Origin of the sequence: Pseudomonas sp. D4002 (assembly GCF_013385665.1) — a bacterium.
In the GTDB taxonomy this organism is placed as follows: Bacteria; Pseudomonadota; Gammaproteobacteria; order Pseudomonadales; family Pseudomonadaceae; genus Aquipseudomonas.
On record NZ_JACAPN010000024.1, the window covers coordinates 243,204 to 256,471 of the forward strand.

The 13,268-nt window shown below is 61.6% G+C and carries 14 protein-coding genes; 6 read left to right on the forward strand and 8 right to left on the reverse strand.

The window, feature by feature from the left end:
- Positions 1-47: 47 nt before the first annotated feature.
- Entirely contained in the window at positions 48-2,411 is a 2,364-nt protein-coding gene (locus tag HX824_RS18355; RefSeq protein WP_177054906.1) for a penicillin acylase family protein, read from the reverse strand.
- Positions 2,412-2,650: 239 nt separating this feature from the next.
- Here HX824_RS18355 and HX824_RS18360 point away from each other — a divergent pair, with 239 nt between their 5' ends.
- On the forward strand, positions 2,651-3,736 hold the full coding sequence (locus tag HX824_RS18360) for a GNAT family N-acetyltransferase (protein ID WP_177041145.1): 1,086 nt from the start codon (positions 2,651-2,653) through the stop codon (positions 3,734-3,736).
- Positions 3,733-4,608, forward strand: a complete 876-nt coding sequence (locus HX824_RS18365) for a hypothetical protein (RefSeq protein ID WP_003213870.1) — start codon at positions 3,733-3,735, stop codon at positions 4,606-4,608. The genes HX824_RS18360 and HX824_RS18365 overlap by 4 nt, the downstream gene beginning before the upstream one ends.
- Here the strand turns inward: HX824_RS18365 and HX824_RS18370 are convergent.
- The 4 genes from HX824_RS18370 to HX824_RS18385 form a co-directional block, all read right to left on the reverse strand.
- The gene (locus HX824_RS18370; protein WP_177054907.1) at positions 4,605-5,831 is read right to left on the reverse strand and encodes a DegT/DnrJ/EryC1/StrS family aminotransferase; all 1,227 of its coding nucleotides are present in this window, start codon (positions 5,829-5,831) and stop codon (positions 4,605-4,607) included. The genes HX824_RS18365 and HX824_RS18370 overlap by 4 nt on opposite strands.
- Complete coding sequence (locus tag HX824_RS18375; protein ID WP_008438917.1) at positions 5,828-6,241, reverse strand: multidrug efflux SMR transporter; 414 nt, start codon at positions 6,239-6,241, stop codon at positions 5,828-5,830. Before HX824_RS18375 ends, HX824_RS18370 begins: the two co-directional genes overlap by 4 nt.
- Positions 6,241-6,597, reverse strand: coding sequence for an EamA family transporter (locus HX824_RS18380; protein WP_003213864.1), 357 nt, complete (start codon positions 6,595-6,597; stop codon positions 6,241-6,243). The genes HX824_RS18375 and HX824_RS18380 overlap by 1 nt, the downstream gene beginning before the upstream one ends.
- 107 nt (positions 6,598-6,704) lie before the next feature.
- A complete protein-coding gene (locus HX824_RS18385) occupies positions 6,705-7,289 on the reverse strand; it encodes a DUF6436 domain-containing protein (protein ID WP_003213861.1) in 585 nt (194 codons plus the stop codon).
- 111 nt (positions 7,290-7,400) lie between these two features.
- Between HX824_RS18385 and HX824_RS18390 the strand changes: the two genes are divergently transcribed.
- Positions 7,401-8,342: an alpha/beta hydrolase gene (locus HX824_RS18390; RefSeq protein ID WP_177054908.1), complete on the forward strand. Its 942-nt coding sequence runs from the start codon at positions 7,401-7,403 to the stop codon at positions 8,340-8,342.
- A gap of 104 nt (positions 8,343-8,446) precedes the next feature.
- On the opposite strand, the gene HX824_RS18395 is transcribed toward HX824_RS18390, so the two are convergent.
- Positions 8,447-9,199 (reverse strand): DUF2059 domain-containing protein, encoded by a 753-nt coding sequence (locus tag HX824_RS18395; RefSeq protein ID WP_008438922.1) that lies wholly within the window; start codon positions 9,197-9,199, stop codon positions 8,447-8,449.
- A gap of 131 nt (positions 9,200-9,330) precedes the next feature.
- On the opposite strand from HX824_RS18395, the gene HX824_RS18400 reads away from it, so the two are divergent.
- Together HX824_RS18400 and HX824_RS18405 are read left to right on the forward strand one after the other, a co-directional pair.
- Positions 9,331-9,963, forward strand: coding sequence for a 2OG-Fe(II) oxygenase (locus HX824_RS18400; RefSeq protein ID WP_003213854.1), 633 nt, complete (start codon positions 9,331-9,333; stop codon positions 9,961-9,963).
- A gap of 2 nt (positions 9,964-9,965) precedes the next feature.
- Positions 9,966-10,460: a DUF523 domain-containing protein gene (locus HX824_RS18405; protein WP_043226180.1), complete on the forward strand. Its 495-nt coding sequence runs from the start codon at positions 9,966-9,968 to the stop codon at positions 10,458-10,460.
- 109 nt (positions 10,461-10,569) lie between these two features.
- On the opposite strand, the gene HX824_RS18410 is transcribed toward HX824_RS18405, so the two are convergent.
- Positions 10,570-11,349 carry a transporter substrate-binding domain-containing protein gene (locus tag HX824_RS18410; RefSeq protein WP_003213851.1) on the reverse strand — a complete coding sequence of 260 codons (780 nt, stop codon included), beginning with the start codon at positions 11,347-11,349 and terminating at the stop codon, positions 10,570-10,572.
- 134 nt (positions 11,350-11,483) lie between these two features.
- On the opposite strand from HX824_RS18410, the gene HX824_RS18415 reads away from it, so the two are divergent.
- Positions 11,484-11,924, forward strand: a complete 441-nt coding sequence (locus tag HX824_RS18415; protein WP_003213848.1) for a DUF4399 domain-containing protein — start codon at positions 11,484-11,486, stop codon at positions 11,922-11,924.
- A 61-nt stretch (positions 11,925-11,985) separates the two neighbouring features.
- Here the strand turns inward: HX824_RS18415 and serA are convergent, their stop codons facing one another.
- Positions 11,986-13,215, reverse strand: coding sequence for a phosphoglycerate dehydrogenase (gene serA, locus HX824_RS18420; RefSeq protein WP_003213846.1), 1,230 nt, complete (start codon positions 13,213-13,215; stop codon positions 11,986-11,988).
- Between the last annotated feature and the right edge of the window lie 53 nt (positions 13,216-13,268).

Consider the following 13,268-nt stretch of genomic DNA (forward strand, 5'->3'; position numbering starts at 1 on the left):
GCATTCGCGAGCAAGCCCGCTCCCACATTGATTTTTTGTTTCTTCAGTTATTGCGGTGTCCGGGCCGGCAATAGCTTGAGCGTACTGCGGGTATTCGCCGTCACTTCCTCATCATTGAAATGCGCCTGCTCATACCCGCCTTCGATGTACATCTCCGCCTGATCGGAATAGTGCTTGTCGAACGGCACACCACTCTGCCCGACCGGGTTGATGGTCAGCCCATGTGCGGCATCGGCGAAATCAATCAGGCGTCGGGTCGACGGCCCGTACGTCACCGGCCACGGCGCCGGGCCGATCTGTGCGGATTGGTTGTTGGGTACTTCATGGGTGCCGGGAGCGGCAAACGGGCCTACGTTGACGATCTTGTCCAACGGCTTCTGCGAGCCCAGTGGATGGCCGTGGGTCAGGGTGTGGGCCTTGCCCCATTGCCACTGCGATGGGTCGTCACCAAAGGTCGCCTTGAGGTGTTGCAGGCTGTTGTCCCAGGCAAGCTTGACGGTCTCGGCGCGGTGGCCATCCCACCACGGCGAATCCGCTGAAGCGGCCAGGCGCGGCAAGGCTGCGTCCACTACCCGAGTGGTGAGCAAGGTCTTGAACATCCCATCGCCCAGTTTCGGGTGGAACGCCGCGTCAGTGAGGTTGAACAGGAACTGGTTGAACAGCGTGGCACTGGTGGAGTCCAGCGGGTAATCGCCTTTCCAGGCTGCCAGTTGCTCCACCAGCTTCAACTGCGCCGGGTCCTTGACCACGTCACGCAGCACCGGCAGCAGCGGTGCCAGCAGCCGTGGCCCGTAGGCGGTGGTGGTGCCGAGCTGCAAGGCCTGGCTGTTGTCCACGTCCCATTTCACGCTGTTGTCGCTCAGTTGCGCGTTCAACTGCTGGCCACGGTCTGCCAGGTTGTAATACCCGGGGATCGGCATGCCGATGGGTGACGCGGGCTGGGCATTGGCGGACACCACATAACCGCGGGCCGGGTTTTCTTCCTGGGGGTTGGCGCTGAATGGGTAGAAACCGAGCTTGTCCGCCTGGGCGGTACTGCCGTCGAGGATAAAGCCCGGGTTGACCCCGGCCGGGCGGATCGGCAATTGCGCCGCCGCCCACCAGCCGATATCGCCCTTGGCATTGGCCCATACGATGTTCAAGCCAGGCGCCTGGACCTTGGCCGCCGCCGCACGCGCTTTGGCGAGGGTATCGGCACGGTTGAGCTGATAGAAACCGTCGAGGATCGGGTTTTCGGTATCCAGGAATGCCCACCACATGGCAATCGGCGTCTTGCCGGCATTCTCGCCGAGCACGTCGTTGATGATCGGACCGTGGGGCGAGGTGCGCAGGGTCAGGGTTACCGGGTCCTGGCCCTTGACCGCGATCTGTTGCTCGCTGCTGGTCATGTCCACCCACTTGTCGTGGTACCAGACCTGGTTGGGGTTGTCCGGGTTGACCTTCTCGGCGATCAGGTCGAGGTCATCGTTCTGGAACATGGTCAGGCTCCAGCCGAAATCCTTGTTGTGGCCCAGGAACGCCACCGGCACCAGCGCGTTGTGATAGCCGTAAAGCTCGAAGCCCGGCGCCGACAGCTGCGCCTCGTACCACACCGACGGCACCGAGAAACGGATATGCGGGTCACCCGCCAGCAACGGTTTGCCGCTCTTGGTGCGGCTGCCGCTGATGGCCCAGGCGTTGCTGCCTTCGAACTGCGGCAGGCCGTTGTCGGCCATGGCCTGTTCGCTCAACTGGGCAATGGCGCCGAGGTCTTTCCAGTCTCCGGCCGCCAGGTTCAGCGCGCCCTTGGGCTGCCAGTCGAGGTCGAAGACCTTCAGGTAGTCGTTGCCCAACTGATCGCGTACGTAGGTCAGCAAGGGTTCGGTGCGAAAGGCTGCGGCAAAGCTGTAGGCCAGGTAGCCGGCGACGCTGATGGTGTCTTCGGCGGTGAACGGGCGCTTGGGGATGCCCAGTACGTCGAACTCCATGGGTTTGGCGTGGCTGTCCTGATACTGGTTGACCCCGTCCAGGTAGGCTTGCAGGGCCTTCCAGGACGCAGACTCATGGTCCATGTGCTCGACGTAGCTCAAGGCGCGCTCGCGAATGCGCAGGCTGCGAAATAGCTTGTCGGTCTCCAGCAGCTTGGGCCCCAGCACCTCGGCCAGCTCGCCACGGGACAGGCGCCGCATGATTTCCATCTGGAACAGCCGGTCCTGGGCATGTACGTAGCCGAGGGCACGGTACAGGTCGGTCTCGTTCTCGGCGCGGATATGCGGCACGCCTCGGTCGTCGTAGCGCACGGTGACCGAACCTTGCAGATGGGCCAGCTCCACCGTGCCCTGGCGAGTCGGCTGCTTGCTGTACACGTACCAGCCGGCGCCAACCATAAGGGCTACGAGCAGGATGGCCAGCGCGGTCAGGATGCGTTTCATGGGTTGTCCCTTATTAGTCGGTCACCGTGAAGATTCGGGCAGTTTAGTGGGTTTGGCGAGCGCTGCGGAAAATGCTCTCGGGTTCGTGCTCCCTGAACCTGAGCTGCATGAAGTGGGGGTTCTGAAGTGGGCCGCGGGTGGGCGGAGTATTATGTTTACTCTGTTACATGAAACCAGCGGCGCGATGATTCACCCCGTCATCCGGGCGCGCCTTTGCTATCACTTTCGGAATGCAATTTATGACAGATCCCAGCCGTGCACAGGTGCCTTATGCCTGCTGCATGGAAACGCCATCGCTGATCAGCAATTTTTTGCGATACCCGCCGGCGGGCTTCACTGCCCAGCTGTCAGCACAGGGACTGCCGTACTTTTTTACCCGGTTCGACCTGCAGACCACCGCCGACGATGAGCTGCGTAGCCGCCTGCGCAGTTGGCCCGGGTACCGTTTGTGGCAGTCATGGCTGCATATCGACACCTGTTTTATCGGCACCACGGTCAGCGAATATTCCCCGTTCCCGCTGAACGTACCGCCACAGGACATGGCGCAATGGCTGCAACAGGAGTGTGCACCGCAACGCAAGCTCACCATCGTCAAGGATGTGCCGCTGGATTCTCCGCTGCTCAGCGTTGAGGACAATCGCTACGCACACGCGTTGATCGAGGCCTGCACCCAGCGCGGATTCATCAATGTAGAGGGCCAGGCGCTGGCCTATGTACCGATCGACTTCAGCTCGACGGATGAGTATCTGTCGCGGTTGTCCCACAGCCGTCGCCGCAATATCCGCCGCAAGCTACGCAGCCGTGATGAGCTGCGCATCGAGATCCTGGACACCGGCGATGCCCGCTTCAGCGATGAGCAATGGCAGCAGGAACTGTATCGGCTGTACAAGGCGGTGTACGCACAGAGCGAAATCCACTTCGACTTGCTCACGCCCGAATTCTTCATCCAGTTGCTCACCGATGCCGACAGCGGCGGGCATGTGTTCTGCTACTGGGACGAGGACGAACTGGTTGGCTATAACCTGTGCTACCAGCAAGACGGCAAGTTGCTCGACAAGTACATCGGCCTGAACTACCCGCTGGCGCTGGAGCACAACCTGTACTTCGTCAGCTGGTTTGTGAACCTGGAGTTCGCCCTGGAAAAGGGCCTGCAGTTTTATGTCGCGGGGTGGACCGACCCACAGGTCAAGTCCAGCCTCGGCGCCAAGTTCACGTTTACCCGCCATCTGGTGTGGGTGAGGAACCCGCTGCTGCGCAAAGTGATGAACCGTTTCCGGCACCATTTTGAAAGCGATACCCAGTGGCAGCAGGAGCAAACCGCATGAGCCAGGCCCGTCCCGCATTGATCCTCGATTTTGACGGGGCCGTGAATAACATTCCCGGCGCCCTTACCCTGCCGTTGCAAGCCTGGCAGGAGAAGATCCGTTTCGGCTGCCGCTGGGCGCAGTTCAAGGAGCTGGAGAGCGCCCTGCACGCGCAGATGCCCAGCGATTACGGCTGTGTGTTTACCGGCAGCGGTGATTATCACCACCTCAGCCAGCTGTTGTTGAACCGTCTTCCCACCCAGCAAAAGATCCAGCTGATCATTTGCGATAACCACCCGGACAACATGCGTTATCCGTTTGGTATCCATTGTGGGTCCTGGGTCTACTGGGCCAGCCGCCTGCCGCAGGTCGAGCACGTTCACGTGCTGGGCATTGGCTCGCCGGACATTTCCCTCAAGCACGCCTGGGAGAATCACTGGTCGCCGCTGGTGAAACGCAAGCTGACCTACTGGAACACCAACGTCGATACCCGCTGGTTGAACTGGATCGGCGCAGGCCGCAGCAATCGTGCATTCACCAGCGCGGACGAGTTGATGAGCGCGTTCCTGGCGCAGCTCGACCCTTCGCTGCCGGTGTATCTCTCCATCGACAAAGACGTGCTGAGCCCGCAGGTGGTGAATACCAACTGGGACCAGGGCGAGTTTCTGGAGAAGCATTTGAATGCGCTGATCGACGCCTGCCACGGCAGCATTATTGGTGCGGACATTACCGGCGACGTGTCCGCCTACCACTACCAGAGCAAGTTCAAGCGCTGGCTGAGTGCGTCGGATGGCCAGGAAGAGTTGCCGGAAAACCAGGTGGTGATCTGGCAACAGCAGCAGAATGAGCTGAATGCGCGCTTGTTGACCCGTATCGATCAAAGTTGGGCCTAGCGTTTAAGAATCCGCCGCAGATGATCCAGCACTTGCTCGAACAGCTCGTCCGTCAGCCAGTGGCTATTGCTGATCGACAGTGTCTGGGCGGCGAAGCTTTGCGCGCGGGGGATATCGGCGCCTTGCTGTAACAGCGGGGTGAGTGCCGGGTAGCCCGGCAATACGTGGATGAACAGGCGGGTCACGCCCAGGCCTGCCGTCCACAGCTGCGCCATCGCGGTATCGCGGGTTTGTGCGCTGGGCATCACCACCATCAGGAACGGCCAGGTGCCTTGCTGGCCCGGGCTGTCGGTCAACACCGACACGCCGGGCAAGCTGCTCAGCTGCGCCACGCGACGCAAGGCCCGCAGGCGGCCTTGCTGCAAATGCTCGGGCAAGCGTGCCAGGGCTGCGGCGCCGACCTTCTGGCGATAGCCGCCGAGGCGGTGCAACGGAATATCGTTGACGGAAAAATCATCGCCCACCGCCGCCACTTCATCGCCCCGCGCCAGCGCCGCCCGCAGCGGTTTGCCGTACACGTACTTCAGCCCGCGGGGCTGATACGCCGCGGCATAGCCCCACAGCTCGGCGCTGCGTTGCACTTCCCAGCGCAGGCTGAAGGGCAAGTCCTGCCGGCATTGCTGGTGCAACGCCTGATGCAGCGCCGGATCCCGGCTGAACAACACACCGCCTTCAGCCGTCGTCAGGCCTTTGCCCAGCGCCATGCTGAAAAAGCCGATGTCGCCTTTCAGTCCGACGCTTTTTCCATCATCCAGTGCGCCCATGGCTTGGGCGGCGTCTTCGATCACCGCAATGCCGAGTGGCTCGGCAATGCGCTTGGCAGCCTCCACATCCGCCACACGCCCGGCCAGGTGAGTGACGACGATCGCCAAGGTGTTTTGGTTGCACAGCTGCGCCAGCTGGTGTTCGTCCAGGTCGATTCTGCCGGGCTGCAGATCGCACGCCACCACGCGCAAAGGCGGGCAGTGATGGGCCGCCAGGGCCACCAGCGGGCAGGTATAGGCCGGCACGATAAGCTCGGTGCGCCCCGGCGTGCGCTGCTGCAACACCCGCAGCGCCATGATCAGCGCGGCGGTGCCGGAGCAGGGCAGGGCCGGCAACGGGATGTCGAGCTGTCGGGCCAGGTCGCGGGCCAGGTCGCCCGAGCGGTTGAACAAGTCCTGCCAGCGCAGGGGAAGCCCCGCCGTTGGCGGAATCTCCCGCTGGCTGACAACGGGCGTCATGACGCCAGCGTCTGCGAGGGTTCGGCCTCGACGGTCTTGCTTTCTTTGTCTTCGCTGCGCGCCAGGCACAGTATGCCCGCGATAATCAGCGCGCCACCGACGATTTTGGGCAGGGTAAGGGTGTCGTTGAACAGCCAGACGGAGATCAGCGTCACGCTGATCAGCTCCAGGTGTGACGCCGCAAACGCCGGGCCCACCGGGGCGTATTTCAACAGCGTCATCCAGGTGAAAAACGCGCCGATGTAGCCCACGAATGCGCCGTAGATCCATGGCGCACCGAACACGCGGATCAACCAGGCGGCGTCCATCGTCAGCGGTTCGGCATGAATCGAGGCGAACTTGAAACTGACCTGCGCCAAGGTATCGAAAATGATCAGCGACAGAAAACCCAGGATATAAAACCGTTTCATTACTCGAACCCCACGACGGTCACGCCACAGGCGATCAGCATGATGCCGATCAACCGCCATTTGCTCAGGCTTTCCTTGAACAGGAAACGCCCGGCAATCATGATCACGACAATATTGATGGAGCCCAGCATCACCCCGACCGACAACGGCACCAGTGTCAGGAAGGCCAGCCACAGCACGAATTCGAACACATAGCAGATGATGCCCAGCCAGATCCACGGACGCTTGAGCATATGGCGCCAGTGGGCCATGCCGTCATGCTCGGCGCTGGCTGAGGCTGCGGCTTTGAACGCCAACTGGCCGGACGTATCAACGATGACGTTGAGTATCCAGAGGATGATGGTTAATTGGCTCATGTGTTCCCGTGTCGTCTGCTTGTACGGCTCGTTGCTTACGATACAGGAGCGTGCCGATACAGTTGTTCGAGTTTGTCGAACGAACAGCGTCTGTTCAGCTTGCCGAGTCAGGGTGGAGACGTTTCCCCGTTCCACTCGCAATAACAGCCGACCGCCAGGGTGTGGGTCGCATTGACCTCGCGTCCGCCTTCGAGGGCTTGCAGGATCGGCTCGATAAAGCTGTTGCTGGAGTTACACGTCAACCCTTCGCTGTAGGGCCCGAAATACGCCAGCTTGCCGCTGCGGTCCCAGATGCCCACGGCAGGGCTGGCCGGCAGATGCTGGGCACCGGGCACGGCCTTGAGGGCCTTCATCGAGCCCAGGGTGGCGGGCAACTGCCCGTGGCTGCCGGCTTTCTGCAGGGAATAGAACTCCACGCCCTGGGGGGCGTACTGCTCGATCAACTCGCCAAGGTGCTGCTGGTTGCCGACATTGCACGGGCAGGCGGGGTCCCAGAAGTGCACCAGGCGGATCGGGCCCGGGCCGGCAAGCTCGGCCGGCAGGCTCAGGCTGTCACCGGAAAACACCGCCGTATGCTCACTGAATGCCCGCAGGTAGCGTCCCTGGAACCAGTCATACGCCGCCCACAACACGCCGGCGCAAATGATCACGATCAGGCTGGCGAAGAGGGTGGTGCGGTAGGGCTGTCGCATTTGGATCAATCCTCGGAGGACGCGTAGCTTGCCATGCTTGCCCTGACAGATGAATATCGCGGCTCGATATTCATCTGTTCAATGCGTTGAAGCCACATTCTGGAAGTTCTTATGCCCGTTACGTTTGACCCTGATCATCTACGCGAAAGCTTGCGCCCACTGGTGGACGCGCAGCCGCTTTCAGCCGAGGCCCGGGTCTACCAGCGCTTCTACGGCCTGGACCTCGCTGCCCGCAAGGTGCCCGCGACAAGCCGCCTGGGGCGGTTTGCGGTGGATGGGTTCGACGTGGTCTGCCAGGTGTGGTGGCCACCGGTGCCGGTGGCGACGATGTTCCTGTTCCATGGCTTCTACGACCATATGGGCCTGTACCGGCATGCCGTGGAGTGGGCGCTGGACCAGGGTTTTGTGGTGATCGCCTGCGACTTGCCGGGCCACGGCCTGTCCAGCGGCGAGCGGGCCAGCATTGATGACTTTGCGGTGTACCAGGACGTGGTGCAGGCGTTGTTTGAACAGGCCAAGGCGCTGCAATTGCCGCAGCCGTGGCACTTGTTCGGGCAAAGCACCGGCGGCGCGATTGTGGTGGATCACCTGCTTAGCCATGGCGTCGACAGCCCGGCCCAGGGCAAGACGTTCCTGTTGTCACCGCTGGTGCGGCCCCGCGCCTGGGGTTGGTCGCAGCTCAGCTATTACCTGCTCCGGCCGTTCGTCAAAGGCATTGCCCGGCGCTTCAGCGATAACACCAACGACCCGCAGTTCAAGCCGTTCCTGGAGGCCGACCCATTGCAGCCACGGCAGTTGCCGACTGCCTGGGTGGGCGCCCTGGCGCGCTGGATCAAACGTGTTGAAGCGGCGCCACGCAGCACGCGGCGGCCGTTGATCGTGCAGGGTGAGGAAGACATGACGGTGGACTGGCAGCACAACCTGAAGGTGCTGCGCAGCAAGTTCGACCAACCGGAGGTGTTGATGCTGCCGCGCGGCAGGCATCACTTGGCGAATGAGATTCCGGAGATTCGGCAGCAATACTTCGGGTTTCTCACCGACCACCTGAAATAACGCAATCCAAATGTGGGAGCGGGCTTGCTCGCGAAGGCGGTCGATCAGTTAGCATAACCAGTGACTGGCACACCGTCTTCGCGAGCAAGCCCGCTCCCACAGGGTTACTGCGCCAGGCTCGAGGTGCTTTGGCCGACCGCCAGCCCGGCGCGAATCGCCGCCAGTGCCGCCTTGTAGTACGCCTTGCCCTCCGGCGACTCCGCGAACGTCGCGAACTCTTCCAGCTCCGGGTCGGACAAATCCCGGTAGACGTACAACAGCGTGTTGTTCAGATCATTGCCGATCTGCTGCATCAGGCGCTCACGCTGGCCGTTCAACATGCCTTGCGCCTGGCCTCCGCCCAACAGCCCGGGGATCATCTGGCTCAAGCTGTCGGCCGCCACGCCGGCAATCGCCAGGCTGACTTCAGCCCCGGCTTCCCGCGCAGGCAAGGCCTGGGCCAGGTGGCCGATGATCAGGCTGCGGGTGGCATCGGCTTCCATGTGCGGCAAGCCCTGGGCGTTCTTCGCCAGCTGATCGCGGCGGGTGGCCAGCAACTCGGCGGCGACAATCTTGCGGCCCAGCGGCGACTGGAAGAAGGCCAGTGCCGGCTTAGGGTCCGCCAAATTCTTGCGCAGTTGCGCTTCGGCGCGCTGGTCTACCGACTGGGGCGCGAAGCGTTTATTGCTGTTGTCCACCAGCGCCTGATACACCGCCGGCGGCAGGCTGTTGCGGTAGCGTTGCTGGGCGGCACTGAGGGCGTCATTAAAATGCGCGCGCTGGTCTGCCCAGCCGGCGACCTTGTACAACTGGTCATGGCTGTCTGCCCAGGCGGGCAAAACGCAGAACATCAGCAAGGAAAAAAACAAACGACGCATATGGACTCCTGTCAGTCGGCCACTATTGTCCGTGTCGGGCGTAGGATTTGTCGAGAAATCCTATCGGTCACCTGACTAAAGTGTATTCAGACGCTCGGCGGCTCTGTCGGATTCACAGGCGTATGGATACTATGCGCGCCATGCCCATACCCTCCGATCACCCGCTGCTGTTACGCATTGTCGATGACCTGGCCGCACAAGGCTGGTCGCAGCAGAATATCTTCCTGCCCGAGGCTCTGACCCTCGAACTGGCGGCTGAGTGCCAAAAACGCGCCGCCGAAGGTGAATTGGCGCCCGCGGCGGTCGGACGGGGGCCTTCCCAGGAGATTCGCGAGGGCATCCGGGGTGACCATATCCAGTGGCTGGAGCCGGGCGAGGTGGTGGCCTGCGATAACTACCTGGAGCTGATGGACAGCCTGCGGGTGGCGATGAACCGTGGCCTGTTCCTGGGCCTGGAAGACTTCGAAAGCCACTTCGCGATGTACCCGCCGGGGGCGTTTTACCTCAAGCATGTGGACCGTTTTCGCGATGACGACCGGCGCATGGTGTCGGCGGTGATCTACTTGAACAACGCCTGGCTGCCGGAACATGGCGGCCAGTTGCGCATGTACCTCAAGGGCGACGTCGAATACGATGTGGTGCCCACCGGCGGTTGCCTGGTGGTATTCCTGTCGGGGGAAATCCCCCATGAAGTCATGCCCGCCACCCGCGAACGCCTGTCCCTCACCGGCTGGTTTCGCCGGCGGGGCAACGAGCCGTTTTGATGATGCAAAAGATTCTGGTCAGCCGCTGCCTGCTGGGGCACCGGGTACGCTACGACGGAGGGGCCAGCGGGCCTTTCGACCAACTGGCCGCGTGGCAGGCCGAAGGCCGGGTGGTTGCCGTGTGCCCGGAAGTGGCGGGTGGCTTGCCGACGCCACGGCCGTCTGCCGAAATCCCGGGCGGGCAGGGGATTGACGTGTGGGAAGGCCGCGCCCAGGTGCTGACGGCCCAGGGGGAAGACTTCAGCGAAGCCTTCCTCGATGGCGCCCGCCAGGCATTGGCGCTGGTACAGCGTCACAATATCCGCGTCGCCGTACTCAAGGCCAACAGCCCGTCGTGCGGCAATCTGCTGACCTATGACGGTACCTTCACCGGCGTAAAGGTCACCGGCGAAGGCGTGACGGCGGCGTTGCTCAAGCGCCATGGGGTACTGGTGTTCAGTGAGCTGGAGTTGCCTGAAGCGGCAGTGGCCCTGGCAAAATGCTCAAGCCCGACATAGATCAACATGTGGGGCGGGCTTGCTCGCGAAAGCGCAGTGTCAGTCACCCGATGCTCAAGCCGAGCCACCGCATTCGCGAGCAAGCCCGCTCCCACATTGACCGAGTCGTTTATTCGGCCTTTTTCACCGGCTTGCTCGCATCCATCCCGAACCACTTCTCCGACAGCGCCGCCAGCCGGCCATCGGCCTTCACTCGTTGCAGGGCCTTGTCCAGGCTGGCCTTGAACGCCGGGTTACCCTTCTGGAACGGAATCGCCAGGCTTAGCGTCGGGCCGACGTCTGCGCCTTCCTTCACCGGCAGCTGGCTGTCGCGAATCGCGTAGGGAATCAGCAGCCGATCACTGATGGCGGCATCGATCTGTTGATCGGCAACGTCCTTGATCGGCTGCCTGGCATCGGCATAGCTGCGCAAATCAACGCCCTCGGCGGTGCGCGCCTGCTCCACAAACTGGCTGCCCTGGGCCACGCCCAACGCCTTGCCCTTGAGCGCCGCAAAGCTGCCCAACGGGCGCTGTTCCTGCTTGCGCACGATCAGCTGTGCGCTGGAGTAGCTGTAGGGCTCGCTGAAGTCGAAACGATCCGCCAGTTCAGGAGTCATAGCGATATGGTTGATGGCCACGTCGTACTTGGCGCTTTCCACGCCGGGCAGCAACTCGGCGGCATCGACAGTGATAAAGGAGGGGCGTACGTCCATTTCCTTGGCCAGCAACTCACCCAGCTCCACTTCAAAACCGGTGAGTTTGTCGCCTTCCTTGAAGTTGAAGGGCGGGGTGTTGGCTTCCATTGCGATGCGCAGTTCCCCGCGGTCAAATACATCGTCGATCAGTTCGGCATGGGCCAAGGGACTTGCAAGGGGAAGTAAAAGTAACAGGCCAGGCAGGAAACGCATGGTCGCTCCTAAAGAATTCGAATGAGCGAAGCGTTGTTCAGGCTCGCTTTGCTATGGTGTTGAATGCCTTGGACAGCAATTTGTCGCGAAGTTGTCATAACCCTACAGATTTCCCGGAAAAACTGGAGAAGTGAATGAAAGCCTTTTTGACCCGTGCAACCCTGGCCAGCCTATTGCTGGGCGCTTCGATGCTGGCGACCGCTGCTGATGGCATCCCGCGCAGCGCTCCACCAGAAGGTGCCAAAGTGTTCATCGTGTCGCCCAAAGATGGCGCCACCGTCGATAAAACCTTCACCGTGAAATTCGGCATGGAAGGACTGAAACTGGCCCCGGCCACCAGCCAGGACCCGGGCACCGGCCACCACCACCTGCTGATCGACCAGAAAGAATTGCCGGATGCCAGCGTGCCGATCCCGGCCACCGATACCGTGATCCACTACGGCAAGGCACAGACCGAAACCGAGCTGACCCTCACCCCAGGCAAGCACACGCTGCAACTGGTAGCCGGCGACAAACTGCACATGCAGTTCAACCCGACTGTAGCCTCGAAAGTCATCACGGTTAACGTCAAGTAAGATTTGTTCAGACAAAAAAAGGGAGACCCGAGGGTCTCCCTTTTTTATGCGCGTTTAGCGATTAGAACAACACGCGGCTACGGATAGTGCCGTTGATGTGCTGCAGCTTCTCTTGCGCCAGGTCCGAATACTCGGCGTCTACGTCGATAACCACGTAGCCGACTTTCTCGTTGGTCTGCAGGAACTGACCGGAAATGTTGATGCCGTTTTCCGCGAAGACCTTGTTGATCTCCATCATCACGCCAGGGATGTTCTGGTGGATGTGCAGCAGACGGTGCTTGCCAGGGTGAGCCGGCAGAGCCACTTCCGGGAAGTTGACCGAGGACACCGACGTACCGTTGTCGCTGTACTTGACCAGTTTCTCCGACACTTCCAGGCCGATGTTGGCTTGGGCTTCAGCGGTGGAGCCGCCGATGTGCGGGGTCAGGATCACGTTGTCCAGGCCACGCAGCGGGCTTTCGAAGATGTCGTCGTTAGAGCGCGGCTCTACCGGGAACACGTCGATGGCGGCGCCGATCAGGTGCTTGTCCTTGATCGCGTCGGCCAGGGCGTCCAGCTCGACCACGGTGCCGCGTGCAGCGTTGATCAGGATCCCGCCCTTCTTGATGGCGCGGATTTCCTTCTCGCCGATCATCCACTGGGTCTCAGCGGTTTCCGGTACGTGCAGGGTCACGATGTCGGACATGCCCAGCAGCTCGGTCAGGCTCGACACCTGGGTGGCGTTACCCAATGGCAGCTTGGTCAGGGTGTCGTAGAAGAACACCTGCATGCCCAGGCCTTCGGCCAGTACCGACAACTGCGTGCCGATCGAGCCGTAACCGACGATACCCAGCTTCTTGCCGCGGATTTCGAAGGAGTTGGCTGCGCTCTTGATCCAGCCGCCACGGTGGCAGGAAGCGTTCTTCTCGGGAATACCGCGCAGCAACAGGATCGCCTCGGCCAATACCAGCTCAGCAACGGAGCGGGTGTTGGAGTACGGTGCGTTGAACACCGCGATGCCGCGCTCGCGCGCTGCGTTGAGGTCGACCTGGTTGGTGCCGATGCAGAAACAGCCGACAGCTACCAACTTCTTGGCGTGATCGAAGATCTCTTCGGTCAGCTGAGTGCGGGAGCGAATGCCGATAAAGTGCGCGTCGGCGATCTTTTCCTTGAGCTGGGCTTCCGGCAGAGAACTGGTGATGTACTCAATGCTGGTGTACCCGGCGGCCTTCAAGACTTCGACGGCCGATGGGTGGACGCCTTCCAGAAGAAGGAACTTGATCTTGCTCTTATCGAGAGAAGTCTTGCTCATCTGCGTAAACCTGTATCCCGGAGAAAAATGGCAGGGAATCGGATCACGTAAGC

What these genes read in the sequence shown, in the direction of transcription:
- HX824_RS18355 (WP_177054906.1), bottom strand. Translation starts at nt 2,411, where the DNA reads ATGAAACGCATCCTGACCGCGCTGGCCATCCTGCTCGTAGCCCTTATG.
- HX824_RS18360 (WP_177041145.1), top strand. Translation starts at nt 2,651, where the DNA reads ATGACAGATCCCAGCCGTGCACAGGTGCCTTATGCCTGCTGCATGGAA.
- HX824_RS18365 (WP_003213870.1), top strand. Translation starts at nt 3,733, where the DNA reads ATGAGCCAGGCCCGTCCCGCATTGATCCTCGATTTTGACGGGGCCGTG.
- HX824_RS18370 (WP_177054907.1), bottom strand. Translation starts at nt 5,831, where the DNA reads ATGACGCCCGTTGTCAGCCAGCGGGAGATTCCGCCAACGGCGGGGCTT.
- HX824_RS18375 (WP_008438917.1), bottom strand. Translation starts at nt 6,241, where the DNA reads ATGAAACGGTTTTATATCCTGGGTTTTCTGTCGCTGATCATTTTCGAT.
- HX824_RS18380 (WP_003213864.1), bottom strand. Translation starts at nt 6,597, where the DNA reads ATGAGCCAATTAACCATCATCCTCTGGATACTCAACGTCATCGTTGAT.
- HX824_RS18385 (WP_003213861.1), bottom strand. Translation starts at nt 7,289, where the DNA reads ATGCGACAGCCCTACCGCACCACCCTCTTCGCCAGCCTGATCGTGATC.
- HX824_RS18390 (WP_177054908.1), top strand. Translation starts at nt 7,401, where the DNA reads ATGCCCGTTACGTTTGACCCTGATCATCTACGCGAAAGCTTGCGCCCA.
- HX824_RS18395 (WP_008438922.1), bottom strand. Translation starts at nt 9,199, where the DNA reads ATGCGTCGTTTGTTTTTTTCCTTGCTGATGTTCTGCGTTTTGCCCGCC.
- HX824_RS18400 (WP_003213854.1), top strand. Translation starts at nt 9,331, where the DNA reads ATGCGCGCCATGCCCATACCCTCCGATCACCCGCTGCTGTTACGCATT.
- HX824_RS18405 (WP_043226180.1), top strand. Translation starts at nt 9,966, where the DNA reads ATGCAAAAGATTCTGGTCAGCCGCTGCCTGCTGGGGCACCGGGTACGC.
- HX824_RS18410 (WP_003213851.1), bottom strand. Translation starts at nt 11,349, where the DNA reads ATGCGTTTCCTGCCTGGCCTGTTACTTTTACTTCCCCTTGCAAGTCCC.
- HX824_RS18415 (WP_003213848.1), top strand. Translation starts at nt 11,484, where the DNA reads ATGAAAGCCTTTTTGACCCGTGCAACCCTGGCCAGCCTATTGCTGGGC.
- serA (WP_003213846.1), bottom strand. Translation starts at nt 13,215, where the DNA reads ATGAGCAAGACTTCTCTCGATAAGAGCAAGATCAAGTTCCTTCTTCTG.